Here is a 14,107-nt window from a genome sequence, read left to right on the forward strand (position 1 = left end):
CTCGTTTTGTTTGAATCGAGAAAGTGTCAAAAGCGTTTTTAAATGCGGCAACAGATTGAATAGGAAAAATTCAATGCGCGAACTTTTCGTAGCTGTCAGGTTTGATCCGTCGATAAGACACCTTACTATGCAAATCGAAAGTAGCCCGGCCGTCATGCGTCTGGATACGGGTCCAGGCGAACCCGAGCTTTTGCTTATTAGGTGCGAACAAGTCATAAGCACGGGGTACGGCTTCCTGCAACTCGTGCCACATAAACCACAGCGCGGGCGGGGTAGCCGTGATGAGATGGACTGGTTTGCATTGCCGCCGAGCGTTGTGGCTTGGGTCGCAGAGTCTCCTCCGTCCACATTTAGCTTCGGCGAGGAGGACGGCAGAACGAAAGGCATTTGATTCACGACTGCCCCCTAACGTCCCATTCGAGATCACCGCTGGCGAGAAACGCCGCCAGCGTCTTTCGATGCGTGAGCACCCACACTTGCACGCGAATCGTTCCGTCTTTGTTGAATCCGGCGACCGACACGTGAGGCTTCAGCTCATCGGCGATTTCGATGTCCGCCCAGATATACCCACGGCCCACGCCGCGGTAATAGTCCGTGCGCTCCGGTCCATACAACCGGGTGGCCGTGAACCACGCACCGTGATACTGCGACGCCCGGTTTCCACGTACGCTGCGTGTCGATTTCAACGGCACATTCACGAACAACTGCATTACGCCGCCTCCTGAATTTTCAGTCCCAACTTGCTCGCGCGCATCGGCTCCCAGCGCGCAAACGCCATGTTCCAGAGCGCCCGCTTGTGCTCGCGCAGAAAGCGTTTGCCCTGGTCGTATTCGTGGTGACACGTCGGGCATGCCGGCACGGTGAAATAGTCGGCAGTCTTCAGTCCCATGCCCTTCCCTTCATTGCGGTGCGCCGGCGCGCTCTTCTTCGGGTCGCTCGTGCACACGCCCGCAATGCGCAGGTAGCACGGTTCGTCGCGGCACGCATCGCGCATACGCTTGTCGTCACCGGCCCTCGGCTTGCGAGGTTTGCGCTTGATGCCCGTGCGCATCATGGTTTGCGTGGTGCGGTCCATCTGCGCTTTGAATACGCCCGGCTCTTTGCGCTTGAACCCGGTCCGCGCGAGCGGCGCCTTACGCCGCATTGGTGCTGAGCGCTTCAACGTGCTCCCTCCTGAAGGCAGCGCATTTCGACCGCTAGCCCGCTCGACCCAAGCACCGATTGCCGGCCTTGCCGCCAGAAGAAGAAGCCAACCGCGCGCATCATCTCCGACAAGACGCCGCCCGGAAATTCGGCCTCGATCCATCCGTCGTACTCTTCGCGTTCCGTCACGCTGCAGCCCGCCCCGAAATGACCATGGCGTGCATCGCCGCGAACAGCGAGTCATTGCGCAGCACACGCGTCGCAAGCCTGTCCTTCCTGGCTAGATAGCGCGGATTGGGTCGATAGTCCGCGCTACGCGGGAACGACTTGCCAGTCAGCTCATAAAGCGAGCGATAGCGCGATTCGCTGCCCTTCACGTGGCCGCTTTCCTTCAAAACGCGCAGCTTCTTCTTTACGCTCTCGTACGTGAAGCCGGTCGCAGTGCAGATCTCGGCATTGGTCGAGTTGGGATTGAGCGCCAGAAATTCGCAGATTTCGCGCTGCTGTTTGCTCATGGTCGTGTATGCCATTTACTTGATCTCCTTCACCGTGATCCCGTGCTTGTCCAGCATCTGTTTGCGCTTCTGGATGTACGTTCGGTTCTTTCGTGTCGCTTCGGACTTGACGTCCTCGACCACGAGCTTTCCATCACGGACATAGGTGAAATCCGCGACGTACGTCGATTTGCGTTCCCATGTGCCATCGTCGCGCTGCTTGCGCTCGGTGAGCACGAACGGGACTTGCAGCCGCAGATCGCCGATGAGCCCGGCGGCCTGCTGCTGGATCAGAAGGAACCAATGCGACCGCTCTCGCTGGCTGTCGAACTTGATTCCCTCGTGCTCGCACTTCGTGTTGCGGTACTTCGACGGCTTCTTCGCGGCGAGCGTCACCGGGTGCTGCTTGATCAGCGCCGGCGCGAACGGATCGTTGTGGTCGACGTCGTCCAACGCGCTCGTCTGCGGCGGGTTGCCGGTTTTTTCGTAAATTCGGCGTTGCGCGGTCGTCATGCCCGGTCGTGCGTCGTCACGCACGCGCGCGGTGCCCACGGTTGTTGTGCCAGCCGGGACTACCATCGGCCAGGGTGCTCGCTTTGTCATGCGTTACCTTCCTGTTTTGCAATCGCGGCCCGCACACGCGCCGCGACAGCCGGCATCGGGTCTTCGTCGGTGAACGGCACGCCCATTTCGATCGCCATCGCCCGGATGCCGCTCGCGGACCTGTCCCACTCTCCCGACGCCTTCGTGCCGTCCGGATTGCGCTTGATTGCCATGCGCCCCTTCACGTCGCCGTAGCCTTTCGGGCTGATCAGGTAATCGAAGCCCGCATGCGGCGGCAGTTCGACCTTGTCGCGCACAGCCGGGAAATAGCGCTTCCACGCTTCGGGATCCGCTGCCAGCTTCCCAAGGAACGCGCGGATTGCGCCGGCGCGCGCCTCGACAAAGACCGCCTCGTCCACCGTGCCGATACGCTCCCCGAGTGCCCCGTTGAAGGCTCGGATCACGGCAAGTTCGTCATCGGTGTACGCAGATTGGATTTCATCCATCCAGCCGCCAGCGTTCAGCCAGGTGCCAGCGTGGGGAATGAATTGCGGGTTCTGCCACTGCTCCGAAGTCGTGGCACGCTCAAGACCTGCCATCAGGTCGTTGAAGAGCTGCTCGTCCGGGTTGCGCTTGGCAAATGCTTTCTCCGCCGTGGTCTTCGATTTCTTCTTCGGGTATGCCGCCCAGAAAATCTCAAAGCGTTCGCGAAGCGAGCGCGAAAGGTCTTCTTTTGGAGTTGTCTTTTGGCTATGTTTTTTGGAGTTGTCTTTTGTGGGGGGGAATTCCCCCCCTTCAACCGGGGAATCTCCCCCCTCAAAAAAGGGAACTTCCCCCCCGTTCAGGGGGGGATTTCCCCCCTGATAGCCAGGCTTATTCACAAGCTTGCGCGCATCGGGCAGCTTCCACGTCGCATGACGCTTGTTGATGCTGTACGAACGCGCGTACCTGCCTTCGCCACGCGTGATGATGTTCAGTTCGACCAGCTGGTTCAGGACGATGCGTACATCTGAGGGGTCGATGCCAGTCTCAGCGGCGAACTGGGTACGGGAAATGTCGTCGACGGACTTGTTGAAGCCGTACGTCTGCCACATCACGACATCGAGAATGCAACGCTGGTTTGACGTCAGCCGGGCCCAGGTGATCGCTCGCGCCAGCTCGTTGGCGACGCGCATGTAGCCGTCTTCGAGTTGCGCGCCGCGGTGTTCGGGCAAGTGCAGGACGTCGGCGAGTGCCATGTCAGTTCGCAGCGGGCAAACCGAGGGTTTCGTTCAGCGCGCCAGTGGCGGCGCACTTCTGCGTGCCATGAACCCTCAGCGCCTCGTCCTTCAGCAGCTCGAACACGCGCCCGCACACGCTCGACAGGCGCAGATTCGTGCGGTCGGCGATCTCCTGCCGCGTGAGCGTCAGGTGCGGGCTGTAGAAGAGGTTGAGGATCATCTGCTTCTGCGTGCAGCGTTTCGCGCCGGTGACGGAGTCATAACCGGCCAGTTGCGTATGTGTGGGTCGCATCAGGACACCTTCCGGAGTTGTTCGGGTTTGACCGGTTCGCCGGTCGTCGAAAGAGCCGACTCGACGACGCGCAGAGTGCGTTGCTTGATTCGGATGTCGTCGACCAGGCTGCTATGAAGGCGCGGCAGTTCGCCGGGATCGATGCCGTCGAGCAGATCGGCTGCGTCGGCTTCGGTCCGGTGGTTGGCGCGCATGATCGTTTGCACCAGCTCGTGCGCATTGAGCTCCGCCTTGGGGTCGTAATGGCGGGCGCGACTCACGCAATCGATCTGCGCGAGGATCTCGTTCAGCAGGTCGACCCTGCGCTGGATCGGCAGCGCCGCGAGAATTGAGTTTTCGAAATTCGCCGGCATCAGGTTGTTGTCTTTCGACTCGTCGTCGAGCCAGCGCCAGATGCGATCAGCGTGGTTCTTTTGCGTCGAGTAGACGTCCCCGCTGCGATCAAAAACGATAACGCCGGACAGATGGCCGCCGATGCGCTCATGCGCCGCAACGATCTCAGCCGCGGCCGTCTCGCGACTCCAGCCATGCGACTTGCGCCAGGCTGCGACATGGTCGCGGATGATCTGGATTCGGGACTTGTGCGAACTGTCTCGCATGATCTGTCACTCGTTAGTGGCTATATTGGCTGCACGCGATGAGGACTACTAAGCCCACGCGTGCGACAGGGAGAGAAAAATGAAAACGACTTCTACTGCTTACGCCACGGGAACCACTGCCGCTGACGGCGCCGCGATCAGTTCGTTACTGCTGCTCGCGGCGCTGCAGCCTCTTTCAACGCCTCAAACGACTCCGTCAAAGCCTCGCGTACCGTCTTTAACTCATCGGGATGCCGTAGGCCGCGAACGACAATCGCGCACAGCGTCTCGCGGATCTGTTTCTGCTCGGATGCGTTAAGCGCCATTTCAGGCCGCCGGCAGCATGTAGGCCATGACGAAGCCCTTGCACGGCTCGTTGCGCACCGGCTGGTCGAAGAACACGCGCGACGACAGCGTTTCGACCGTCCCGCCCTTCGTCTCTTCGACGTGGAATGCGGCCGGGTTCGCTGCGCGGATCTTCGCGATGACTGAATCGAGCGTGTCGCTCGTTGCGCGGCGAAGTATGTCTTGATGGTGCGGAAGATGCATTTGGATTTCCCTGCATTCAAAGATTGCGCTCGTCCTCGCAGAGCCAGGCGTTGCGCGTGTGTAAAGGTGAACGTTCACCGATTCGTCCGACGGTTCTGCTCAGCGCGTCACGTCCAGGATGGCCCCCCCCCACGACCCCATAGCGCTCGGCCAGTCGCGCGCGTACTCTGCGTCCTCCGGAATGAGCTTCATTTCAAGCGGCCTCTCTCACAGTCGTTGCGCGCAGGTATGCCCAATCCACGCTTGGCGCGAGTTCCTCGCAGCGGACGCGGCCCGCGCTTTCCCGATCGATGTTGATGCACAGCGATTCGCCGAGCTGTTGGCCGGCGCTGATCGCCTTGCGCAGGTAACCGACCGTCGTCCCGCACAGCCGGGCAAACTCCTCTTGCTGATCGGGAGTCATCGAATTTAGGTATGCGCGTAGCTTGTCCATGCGCAGCAATTTACCCACGGGTAAAGAACATGTCAATACCTGCAGGGCATTTACCTAAGAGTAATGGTGCTATTTAATTCCGGAATGGATAAATACGACGATCGGCGAGCGAAGCTCTTGGCGATCCGCGATCGCGCCTTCGACGGCTCGAACGCGGCGCTCGCGCGCAAGATCGGCAAGACGGACTCTTACGTGTCTCGGATGCTCTATTCGGAGGACAAAAAAGGGTACAAACGAATCGGCGACGGCTCCGTCACGGTGCTCGAAGACGCGTTCCGACTGGCTCACGGAACATTCGACTTTCTCACGCGCGATCGATTGCTCCGAGCCGTCTTGGACGGTCTGTCCTCCGACGATCCAAGCGCACAGGAAGGCAGCCGCGTCAATTCTCCGATTACAGCGGAGAAAGGCTCCGTTATCAATTCGCAAGACAGCGAAGAGTCGGCTACGATGTCGTCTGAAGTGGACGCCGAAAAACTGACCTCACCGCAGCGCCTCAGAGTGTCGCTAGGCATAACTGGCATAGCGCCGGCGGAGCTAGCGAGTGTTGCGAAAGTCGGCGTTGATACTGCTTCTCAGTGGCTGTCGGGACAGGGTCCGGAGATTAGCCTGGAACAGGCTGTCGCTATACAAAACACCTACGGAGTGAACGTTGTTTGGCTCACCAAAGGCAGAGGTAAGCCGGGCGTTGCCGTGCGTTATAACGACGAATACAGGCCCATCCCGATCACCGTCTGGAAACCAATCCCGGTGGTAGGAATGGCGCAGCTTGGAGACAACGGTCATTGGGCCGATTTAGAGTACCCCGTCGGCGTGGGCGATGGCTACGTTGACTTCCCGACCCGTGACCCGGACGCATACGCGCTCAAATGCGAAGGTGATTCGATGCTGCCCCGCATTCAGGCTGGTGAGTTCGTCATCATTGAGCCGAACCAGCCTGTGGAACCCGGCGACGATGTGCTTTTAAGGTCAAAGGACGGCCGGGTAATGATTAAACGCTTTCTATATCAACGCGCCGGCCGTACTCACGTCATTTCGGTCAACACCGCACACGCGCCTATGGCGTTCACTGACGGGGAGATTGATAAAATGCACTTCGTGCGTGCGATATGTCGTCCATCGGCGTGGCGCCCAGAATAGTCCGAGCGACACTTCGCGTCTTCTTCGCTTGAGAGCCGCATGGTTCCCACGTCCAATGTGCCTGCGAGCAGCAAACGCTCCAAACGGGTCACTCAGTTCCTTGCGAGCCTCTGAAACAGATCAGTGGGCTGCATTCTTCTTACCGCGCGGGCATAGACCTGGCTGTGACACGAGGCCTAGCAGTAAAATTTACTTTCCTCCGCGACCCTTCGCCTTAACGTCAATCTTTCGAGGAAGGTGGTTTATTTGCTTTTGAGCCGCCAAACGCCTATACAAAACAGAACGCGCAAGCGCTAACGTTCGGACTCAGCGCAGGCGCTGCAACGTTTCCAGGATGAAGGACTGAGCTTTTATAACATCTTTGCGATACAGATAATGAAGCCGTATATATCGCAGTTTCTCTCGCGCAATCTGCGGCCGGTGCAGCAATGCAGCCGAATTTCATCAAAGCCGACGGAGATAAGCTATGCCATGGGACCCGAACAGTATTGAAAGCATCGTGTTGACAAGGGCAAATACCTATCTGCACATTCCGAGTAGCGCTCGGCCAACTGTAGTTTGTGTATTAAGAATAGGGCACGGGAAAGATGCGCAATCTTTTACGGGTGAAAGCTCACGAGAAGTCAGGGAAATGCATCCGACCGTGGTTCGGATATACACAGAAGTCCCCAGCGCATATCAAGGTGTGAACAATGGAAAATGCGCCGAAGCAGATGCTTTGAGCAAGGCGCTAAATCATGGAATAGGCGAGGCCCAATTGAAAGGCGCCGAATGTCAGGCTGTCGCTGTTAGCAAGAGAGGCCTTGTACCGCCGTGTCAGTCATGCACTCAAATATTGCGACGCTTGGGCATTCGACACACCGGTCACGTGGATTTCAGTCCAGTCCTCGCCGAAATTCTTGCTCGAGCGCGTTAGGCACTTTGGGATACCCGCAATGTGCTGGCCCTGCCGCTGGTGCGCCACGAGCAGCACCGAACGCAAATGGTTGACCATCGCCTCGAAGCAACCCGCGTTCAGCCAACGTTGCGTTTGCTGGCAGACCCCAGCTCACACGACGGGAAGTTGGTCAGGAGCATACGCCACGATGCACCGGCTCGCGCCCACCCGCGCAGCGCGTTGAACTTTGGCCAGTTCCTATCGGCGTTCCCGTCGTCTTCGTTCATCAAGGTCAGGTACAGAGCGGCGAAGATCCATTCCTCGTCCGCAACATCCGTCCGGTATGGCTTGCGTGGTGACATCCCGCCAAGTTACAAAGTCCGACCGAAGTGCTAACACGCTCTAGGCGCGGGCACAGCACGGCTGAAGCCGTAGTCCGTCCCATCCGGCATCGTTCCCGCGCCCCGCAGATTACTTTCTAGGAAATTTACCCGCAGGTATTGCAATGCGTTTTACCCTTGGGTAACATACATCTCACGCACTCACCGACCTACCGGGAGACATTGAGATGAACACCCTGCAAGTACCGGCGCGGCGATTTACCGAAGCAACGCGCCCGACCCACGAGACCCCGCAGTCCGAGAAAGCCGGCATGACCGCCGCCGAGCTCAAGCAGTACGCCCGCCGCACGACCAAGCGCCCGCTGCTCTGCTTCGCGCTGCTAGCTGCCTCGCCGTTCATCGTCGAAGGAATCTGCCGCTTGCTGGGTGCCTGGTAATGCGCGATCTCAAATTCTGCCTGCGCATGTGCGCCGCCTTTGTAGTGATCATCCTGATCCTCGGTATCACGAAAAAATGGGACGACGCTGACACCGAACGCGTTCGCGTGTCGATGCGTAACACCTGATCCCGTAAAGGCACACCAATGGATGCAACTGTCAAAATCTTCTTAGGAGTCCTTTCTGGCTTCTCTGATAGCGCACAAAGCGGGGAAATCGTCTCAATGGAACCGCGGCTAGTCTCACAGCGCTCGGCACATTCCGACCACGGCAACAGCGACGCCAAGGACAAAAAGCACTGCAGAGAATGTAAGCGCACGGCGAATTCGTTTCAAGGGAGTACCGGGGCCGCTGCTGCTCAGTTCGAACTCCGCAAGCCTACGGTGGAACTCAATGCGCTGAAAAAAAATGAGCGACGGAATCAGCGCGCCCATCACCAAAATTACAAAGCTCGTAACCCCATACCATTTGAACTGAGCAAAGCAGGCTTTCAGCGCGAGCGCTTGCATAAAAGCAAGCATCGCCAGGGCTGCGCCACTGCTCAACACTGCGAGCCCCTTGCTTCCCTGAGTGATGGCCTCGTCGATCTTCTGAGCGGCCTGCTCCAAGGCCTTAAGCCGTTCAATATCACGCGTCGACGCCTCGTCCATGATCGCCTTCAGGTGCTCAAAGGCAGGTTAGCATGAAGAAGGAACGCCCAATCCTCTTCAGCGGCCCGATGGTGCGCGCTCTGCTCGACCGCAGCAAGACTCAGACGCGTCGCGTCGTGAAGCTGCCGCACAACAATCCGCTCGGTCAGTGGGAGCCGACAAGTATCGGTGGCGCGAACGGCGGTCGCACGGCGGCTGGCGAAACCGTACCACTCCAAGGCGGCATCTGGCACACGCGGACAGGCGACAGCCTCATGTGCCCCCACGGACAGCCCGGCGACCGTCTGTGGGTGCGCGAAACCTTGGCGCCGACGCGTGATCAGAACGGGTACATCGTCGACTGGCACTACGCCGCCGACAGCTCGAAGGTGCCGCGCGATCCCAATCTGTCTCCGATGTTCAACGACGCTATGGCATTTGCGCATCTGGCGCGCATGAGCGTCCCATCGATCCACATGCCGCGCTGGGCCTCGCGTATCAAGCTCGAAGTCACCGGCGTGCGGGTCGAGCGGTTGCAGGTCATCAGCGAGGCAGACGCCATTGCGGAAGGCATCGGCAAGACGCCCAGCGGATTCTGGAGCACATACGGCCGTAGCGGCGTAGATGGCACCTATTCGCCCCGTAGCTCGTTCCACTGCCTGTGGGACTCGATCAACGGCCCCGAATCGTGGGACGCCAGCCCGTGGGTCTGGGTCGTCGAGTTTCGGAGAGTTTAACCGTGACCTCGTGCGATCAACTGGTCGAGCATGCGCCTAGCAAAAGCAAGCGCCTCTTCCTCGGCAACCACTGCAGATGGAGCGACTTCGCCGGAATTATTCTGGATTGGGAGGTCGCCAGCCTTGACAGACCACGTGAAGTGCTTGCCGCCGATGCTTTTAATCCACACCTCAATCGTGTGGCCCTTGTAGTCATGAGTCGACATGTTACGGCTCCCAAATTTCGAGGGATCCTAGCATGACCGGCCTCGAATGGTTCGTGCTTTCTGTGTTGGGCACGGCAGTGGTGGGAATAGCCGCGGCACTGCTCCAGGAACGAAAGAAGAAATAACGCCATGCCAATGAGAACGCAACCAGCATTACTCGCAGTCACAGCGACCGCTACTGCTGCGTGCCTGTCCGTCCTCGCAGGCTGGCAGCGTGGCGGATGGGTTGCAGAGCGCGCGCTGTGGATCGCCGTCGGCGCCGTGCTGGTTGTGGCCGCTCATCTACTCCCTGCCCTGTGCCGTTCGCATGGCTGGCGCATCCGGGTGCTCGGCGCCGTGCTGTGGCTCGCCTGCATGGCGGCTACCTGCTACGGCCATGCCGTTTTCTTCGTGATGGCGCAGAAGCATGCTGGCGAGCTGCGCGCCGCGGCGGTGCCCGGGGTAGTGACTCACGGTCGCGGCCTGACTGAAATCGCGGCAGACCGCGCAGAGGCAGTAGCGCGACTGGCCCGCGTCACCGAGCGCCGCTGCGGTGACCGTTGTGCAACCGTGCGGATCGAGCGCGCGACGCTGACCGCCCGCCTCGATGCGCTCGACGTGGCAGCAACAGAAGCGAAGCGCACCGAGGCCGCACAAGACAGCGCCGCCGCCGCCCGCGCCGCAGCGATGGCTGACCCGGTGACCGGTGCACTGACGGCGTTCGGTCTGCCGGTAGCGCACGCCGATCTGATCGCGGGCCTTGTGTTCGCCGCCGTCCTCGAAGGTGTCGCCTGCTTCGCCTGGCTGCTCGCGCTGCGCCCGGCCGTCCTGACTGAAATCGCCGTAACGCCCGTCCTGCTTGAGAGTCACGCGCAGTCAGTCACGCCGGTAACGGAGTCGAGTAACGCGGTCACGACTCTGGAGGCTGACGATACCGGGTCACAAGGCGACGTTACCCGGGTGCGGGCTGCGGTTGAATCCAAAGGCCTGCGGCCAACCGTGAATGAGATCCGGAAGTATCTCGGCTGCTCGCAGACTCGCGCCGCAGCCGTCCGAAAACGGATCGCGCAGGCCGGTCAGTAAATGACCGCTTACTACAACGAGATCGACCCATTCAGCGTGCAGTGGGTGGGCAATGTTTTGGCACACATGGAAGCCCCCACTTATGAAATCGTCAGCAGAGACCGCATGACACCGGATGAAAACGATCCTAGACGACCGGTTGAGCCGCTCTTACGCAGCCGCAAGAAGCAGGTCTTTTATGGAAGTGATGGTTGCGGCGACGTTACTGATCTGGAATCGAAAATCAGAAACGAGTGGCGCATTGGGGCCGGGACTCGCATCGACATATGTCTGGGTGTCATTGACAAGGTCCTGCAAGAATCGAATGAGCATCGTGTGCTGAAAAATAGCATTCGTCGACTTAAGCTCGCCGATCTGGAAAGCGGACAGTGCAGCTATACCCGCTTCAACTTGGATGCGGAAGTAACGCCATGTCTCCGCGAAGCCTTCTGGCGGTGTTGTTCCGACTTGATTGCAAATATTGGCGACTTGGTTAGCCGCGTGTTCAACCGTCCGGCGGTAAGAGTCGGCCCGCTGATCGTCCGCAAAGCGCCGTTGGAGTGTCATCTGATGCTTCACCAGAGCGAACGACCCGACAATTGCGCCGATCGAGCCGATCGCTTGCAGCCAGCTCGCCATCAGGTTGGCGTCATATGCCTTTGTTCCAGCAGATGTGGCTCCATAACATGCGAGCGCAATGACCGCGAAGGTGCCAATGAGCGCTCCGCAAACCAGCTTCCAATTCTTCATTTTTTTGCCCCGTTTGTTTTTGGGGGAATCCTAGCACGACCGACACGGGGATACGAACCGCAGTAGCGGCCGCTCTAGAAGGCCGGACGCTCCCCGAGAGAGCGCGCGAGATTCTCAAAACGGCCGGTGGCAGTGTTCGCGATCAACGTTCGGAGGCTGACGCCATGACCGCCCAAACTACCAGCGCGCTATTTACCAGTCTGACGCAGGACAAGTGCCCCGCGCTGACGCCCAAGGCTTTCGAGCTCGTTGCGTCGTTCGCAGAAAGGGCAAATGAAATAGAGGCCGAAGTCGTCGATGCCGGGCGCAACCAACTTAGTCGGAATCTCTTGACGGCAGCGGATGCATAGCCAGAAGCCGGTATCGGTCATGGCCGCCTCCCATAGGGCAACGGGACACTAGAAATGAACCATAGGACAGATTCGCAGAATACCCAAGCGGACCCACAACCAAGCTCGACGGAGCGATGATGACAGATCGAAAACGGTTGGAGACATGGCTCACGTCATGTTGCGCGCACAGATCAGTCGCGCTTGATGATTTCGAGCTGCTCTGCAATTTTTTCTTTGGTGTCGAGGAGAGCGGCATCCATCTCATGCAAAGTAACGAAAAATCTATCGAACTCTGCACTGGCCATTTCTTGGTGCAGCTGAATCATCGCCTCTACCTTTTCGCGAAGTTGACGCACAGTTGCGGAGAGAATCATGACGAATTTCACGAGTTCGCGAGTGTTCAGTTCGTGCAAGGGAATCGCCCTGATCACCCGTTCCATTTCGCGGAGTTCGGGGAGATCAAAGTGCCTCAAGCCGTCGCCAACCTCATGCGCTGTTTTCCGGTCCGGCAAGCTTCTCACAACGTGTCGAGCGAGTTTCGAAGCCGCCGCAGCAATCTCAAGAACCGCACCTGCGAGAGTGACTCGTGCTTGGCGCTGACTATCCCGTTGGAGCTTTCGCGCACTCCAACCAGCCCAAACGATCGCAATCACGGACGCTATCGCTTGAACCCAAGACGCGACGTCCGCCGATTTGTGCGGCTGGTAGCGAAGGAATATCGCAGCACCCACGATGAACACCAACGTGCCAAACGGCCATTTCCATTCGTCAATCTTCACACTGTCCTCTCTGATTCTCGAGGAATCCTAGCACGAAGGAACGATCCGAACGTCGGCTCTTCAGAGGGGGGTAGGTCAGTGCTGCCCCGCGTTCAGCAGTATCCATATTTGACGGCTCAGTGCGCCAGCGAGAATGCGCGCAAACACCCTGCGGCATTTCACGCATGGGTAGCGCTCCTCTGCGCGCGCGTCTTTCACCCCACCCGCGCCGGCGAGCGTCAAGTCTTTATGCGGCTCGGTGGTGGCCGGCTGCCCGTAGAGGTGCGCGCACGGTGCGCAGGGTTGAATCCAGCGGTCCGTCAGCACCTAGTCCAAAAATTCCCCTGTCGTGTCAACGATGAAGGGTTCCTTTGCTCCGTATCGAGAAACGTCACGCCCCTCATCGTAGCCCGCCATCCTTTGCTGGATCAGTGCCCGCAGAATTTGATGAGCAGCAGCCTTGTCTTCTTGCGACATGCCCGAGTACGTATGAAGCGCTTCCTCCGAGAAGCGAATGCTGACCTCTTTGGACGTTGGGCTCTTATCTGCGGGTTGTCCTTTCAAGGGCCACTTGACGATGAAGTTGCGTTCGCTATCGTCATATCGCGAATACCGCGCGTCGGGCGGGAAGACATCAACGACCCCATCGAACAAGGCAGACAGATCCCGGGCACGTTCAAAGGTAGCTGGCATGGCAGCCTCCAATAGGCATGACTCTAAAAATCCTGGCATGACCGCCAATACTAACAAGCTCAACGGAGCGATGATGAACCTGAACCAATATTTCCTGATCAAGATCGCCGAGGAATCCTCCGAGGTTGCGCAGATTGCGCTGAAGGCCGCGCACTTCGGTTTGAGCGAGATTCAACCGGGCCGCACAGAGACGAATGCCGAGCGCGTGTATGGTGAGTTGAACGACCTGCTGGCAATGGTCCACCAACTCGGCGAAGTGTCGAACGGTGAGTTCTGGTTCGACATCGGCTCGCCGGACCAGGTCGCGATCGCCAAGAAGCTGGCGAAGGTCCAACATTACCTTGCGTGCTCGCAATCGCTTGGACTCGTCGAAGCCACCCAATGACGACGCACACCTTCAACGGCTTTCGGTCAGAGCTGATCGATATATACACGCGCATACGCGTCGGCAGCGTCTCGCGCCTCAGGCTCGGTATCGAAGAAGCCCGGTACGAGGTGTCGGTCCAAAATCGTCTCTTCGGTTCCGTCAAGCGCTTCTCTGACGAGCCTCAGCTCACCCTGCCATTGAGAAGCATCCGGGCCCGTCGAAGTGGCCGAGATTTCATACCAATAATTAAAGTACTTCGTGCGCGGAGTCATGTCGCCCTCCCTGCTTCACGGATGTTCATTGAGAATCATGTCGACGCGCCGCTTGCCTTCGACATACCCCGCCTCTCGGGCTGCTTCTTCACTGCGGAAAGTGGCGACAAGTTCCTGGAAGCGAATGCTTTGCCCAGCGAGGTGGGCATCGGACCCGTGTCGACAGATGTAGGCCGAGTAATGCCACAAGGTGGTCGGGGCCGGGGGACCGTACGCAAGGATCGGCAGGACCCAGACTTCGTATCCATTGTGTTCGATCTTGTCCCACATGGCTG

The 14,107-nt window shown here is 58.9% G+C and carries 24 protein-coding genes and 1 pseudogene; 7 read left to right on the plus strand and 18 right to left on the minus strand.

From position 1 onward, the window contains the following. Nucleotides 1-391, plus strand: a 391-nt coding sequence (locus ABQJ48_RS34360) for a hypothetical protein (RefSeq protein ID WP_367842368.1), incomplete at its 5' end; no start/stop codon positions are given. Between the two features lies 1 nt (nt 392). On the opposite strand, the gene ABQJ48_RS34365 is transcribed toward ABQJ48_RS34360, so the two are convergent. From ABQJ48_RS34365 to ABQJ48_RS34405, 9 genes are all read right to left on the minus strand, one after another. Next, a complete protein-coding gene (locus tag ABQJ48_RS34365) occupies nt 393-710 on the minus strand; it encodes a hypothetical protein (protein ID WP_367842369.1) in 318 nt (105 codons plus the stop codon). Further along, nucleotides 710-1,162: a nuclease domain-containing protein gene (locus tag ABQJ48_RS34370; RefSeq protein ID WP_367842370.1), complete on the minus strand. Its 453-nt coding sequence runs from the start codon at nt 1,160-1,162 to the stop codon at nt 710-712. Before ABQJ48_RS34370 ends, ABQJ48_RS34365 begins: the two co-directional genes overlap by 1 nt. 166 nt (nt 1,163-1,328) lie before the next feature. Next, on the minus strand, nt 1,329-1,673 hold the full coding sequence (locus ABQJ48_RS34375) for a hypothetical protein (RefSeq protein WP_367842371.1): 345 nt from the start codon (nt 1,671-1,673) through the stop codon (nt 1,329-1,331). Further along, nucleotides 1,674-2,240 carry a DUF1064 domain-containing protein gene (locus tag ABQJ48_RS34380; protein WP_367842372.1) on the minus strand — a complete coding sequence of 189 codons (567 nt, stop codon included), beginning with the start codon at nt 2,238-2,240 and terminating at the stop codon, nt 1,674-1,676. Then, the gene (locus ABQJ48_RS34385; protein WP_367842373.1) at nt 2,237-3,418 is read right to left on the minus strand and encodes a replication protein; all 1,182 of its coding nucleotides are present in this window, start codon (nt 3,416-3,418) and stop codon (nt 2,237-2,239) included. The genes ABQJ48_RS34380 and ABQJ48_RS34385 overlap by 4 nt, the downstream gene beginning before the upstream one ends. 1 nt (nt 3,419) lies before the next feature. Then, complete coding sequence (locus ABQJ48_RS34390) at nt 3,420-3,692, minus strand: hypothetical protein (RefSeq protein WP_367842374.1); 273 nt, start codon at nt 3,690-3,692, stop codon at nt 3,420-3,422. Next, nucleotides 3,692-4,291, minus strand: coding sequence for a hypothetical protein (locus ABQJ48_RS34395; protein WP_367842375.1), 600 nt, complete (start codon nt 4,289-4,291; stop codon nt 3,692-3,694). Before ABQJ48_RS34395 ends, ABQJ48_RS34390 begins: the two co-directional genes overlap by 1 nt. A 306-nt stretch (nt 4,292-4,597) precedes the next feature. Continuing rightward, the gene (locus tag ABQJ48_RS34400) at nt 4,598-4,819 is read right to left on the minus strand and encodes a hypothetical protein (protein WP_367842376.1); all 222 of its coding nucleotides are present in this window, start codon (nt 4,817-4,819) and stop codon (nt 4,598-4,600) included. Between the two features lie 193 nt (nt 4,820-5,012). Beyond that, nucleotides 5,013-5,270 carry a transcriptional regulator gene (locus ABQJ48_RS34405; protein ID WP_367842377.1) on the minus strand — a complete coding sequence of 86 codons (258 nt, stop codon included), beginning with the start codon at nt 5,268-5,270 and terminating at the stop codon, nt 5,013-5,015. A 66-nt stretch (nt 5,271-5,336) separates the two neighbouring features. Between ABQJ48_RS34405 and ABQJ48_RS34410 the strand changes: the two genes are divergently transcribed. Then, the gene (locus tag ABQJ48_RS34410; protein WP_367842378.1) at nt 5,337-6,392 is read left to right on the plus strand and encodes a LexA family transcriptional regulator; all 1,056 of its coding nucleotides are present in this window, start codon (nt 5,337-5,339) and stop codon (nt 6,390-6,392) included. A 925-nt stretch (nt 6,393-7,317) separates the two neighbouring features. On the opposite strand, the pseudogene ABQJ48_RS34415 reads toward ABQJ48_RS34410, so the two are convergent. Further along, nucleotides 7,318-7,631, minus strand: a pseudogene (locus tag ABQJ48_RS34415) (transposase); the annotation flags it as partial. Between the two features lie 206 nt (nt 7,632-7,837). On the opposite strand from ABQJ48_RS34415, the gene ABQJ48_RS34420 reads away from it, so the two are divergent. Then, on the plus strand, nt 7,838-8,047 hold the full coding sequence (locus ABQJ48_RS34420) for a hypothetical protein (protein ID WP_367842379.1): 210 nt from the start codon (nt 7,838-7,840) through the stop codon (nt 8,045-8,047). Then, nucleotides 8,047-8,175, plus strand: coding sequence for a hypothetical protein (locus ABQJ48_RS34425; protein WP_367842380.1), 129 nt, complete (start codon nt 8,047-8,049; stop codon nt 8,173-8,175). The genes ABQJ48_RS34420 and ABQJ48_RS34425 overlap by 1 nt, the downstream gene beginning before the upstream one ends. Before the next feature lie 114 nt (nt 8,176-8,289). Here the strand turns inward: ABQJ48_RS34425 and ABQJ48_RS34430 are convergent, their stop codons facing one another. Next, nucleotides 8,290-8,697 (minus strand): hypothetical protein, encoded by a 408-nt coding sequence (locus tag ABQJ48_RS34430; protein ID WP_367842381.1) that lies wholly within the window; start codon nt 8,695-8,697, stop codon nt 8,290-8,292. A gap of 32 nt (nt 8,698-8,729) precedes the next feature. Between ABQJ48_RS34430 and ABQJ48_RS34435 the strand changes: the two genes are divergently transcribed. After that, the gene (locus tag ABQJ48_RS34435; protein WP_367842382.1) at nt 8,730-9,413 is read left to right on the plus strand and encodes a hypothetical protein; all 684 of its coding nucleotides are present in this window, start codon (nt 8,730-8,732) and stop codon (nt 9,411-9,413) included. On the opposite strand, the gene ABQJ48_RS34440 is transcribed toward ABQJ48_RS34435, so the two are convergent. Then, nucleotides 9,410-9,619 (minus strand): hypothetical protein, encoded by a 210-nt coding sequence (locus ABQJ48_RS34440; RefSeq protein ID WP_367842383.1) that lies wholly within the window; start codon nt 9,617-9,619, stop codon nt 9,410-9,412. The two genes, ABQJ48_RS34435 and ABQJ48_RS34440, sit on opposite strands and share 4 nt — an antisense overlap. A gap of 324 nt (nt 9,620-9,943) precedes the next feature. Here ABQJ48_RS34440 and ABQJ48_RS34445 point away from each other — a divergent pair, with 324 nt between their 5' ends. After that, on the plus strand, nt 9,944-10,681 hold the full coding sequence (locus ABQJ48_RS34445) for a hypothetical protein (RefSeq protein ID WP_367842384.1): 738 nt from the start codon (nt 9,944-9,946) through the stop codon (nt 10,679-10,681). Between the two features lie 150 nt (nt 10,682-10,831). Here the strand turns inward: ABQJ48_RS34445 and ABQJ48_RS34450 are convergent, their stop codons facing one another. From ABQJ48_RS34450 to ABQJ48_RS34465, 4 genes are all read right to left on the minus strand, one after another. Continuing rightward, entirely contained in the window at nt 10,832-11,410 is a 579-nt protein-coding gene (locus ABQJ48_RS34450) for a hypothetical protein (protein WP_367842385.1), read from the minus strand. A gap of 188 nt (nt 11,411-11,598) precedes the next feature. Beyond that, complete coding sequence (locus ABQJ48_RS34455) at nt 11,599-11,781, minus strand: hypothetical protein (RefSeq protein ID WP_367842386.1); 183 nt, start codon at nt 11,779-11,781, stop codon at nt 11,599-11,601. A gap of 152 nt (nt 11,782-11,933) precedes the next feature. Further along, nucleotides 11,934-12,521, minus strand: a complete 588-nt coding sequence (locus tag ABQJ48_RS34460; RefSeq protein WP_367842387.1) for a hypothetical protein — start codon at nt 12,519-12,521, stop codon at nt 11,934-11,936. Between the two features lie 306 nt (nt 12,522-12,827). Then, nucleotides 12,828-13,193, minus strand: a complete 366-nt coding sequence (locus ABQJ48_RS34465) for a hypothetical protein (RefSeq protein WP_367842388.1) — start codon at nt 13,191-13,193, stop codon at nt 12,828-12,830. A 37-nt stretch (nt 13,194-13,230) separates the two neighbouring features. On the opposite strand from ABQJ48_RS34465, the gene ABQJ48_RS34470 reads away from it, so the two are divergent. After that, complete coding sequence (locus tag ABQJ48_RS34470; RefSeq protein WP_367842389.1) at nt 13,231-13,578, plus strand: hypothetical protein; 348 nt, start codon at nt 13,231-13,233, stop codon at nt 13,576-13,578. A 26-nt stretch (nt 13,579-13,604) separates the two neighbouring features. Here ABQJ48_RS34470 and ABQJ48_RS34475 read toward each other — a convergent pair whose 3' ends face one another. After that, on the minus strand, nt 13,605-13,832 hold the full coding sequence (locus ABQJ48_RS34475) for a hypothetical protein (RefSeq protein WP_367842390.1): 228 nt from the start codon (nt 13,830-13,832) through the stop codon (nt 13,605-13,607). 15 nt (nt 13,833-13,847) lie between these two features. Beyond that, the gene (locus ABQJ48_RS34480) at nt 13,848-14,102 is read right to left on the minus strand and encodes a hypothetical protein (RefSeq protein ID WP_367842391.1); all 255 of its coding nucleotides are present in this window, start codon (nt 14,100-14,102) and stop codon (nt 13,848-13,850) included. Nucleotides 14,103-14,107 lie beyond the last annotated feature (5 nt).

Source organism: Paraburkholderia suaedae (genome assembly GCF_040812055.1).
In the GTDB taxonomy this organism is placed as follows: Bacteria; Pseudomonadota; Gammaproteobacteria; order Burkholderiales; family Burkholderiaceae; genus Paraburkholderia.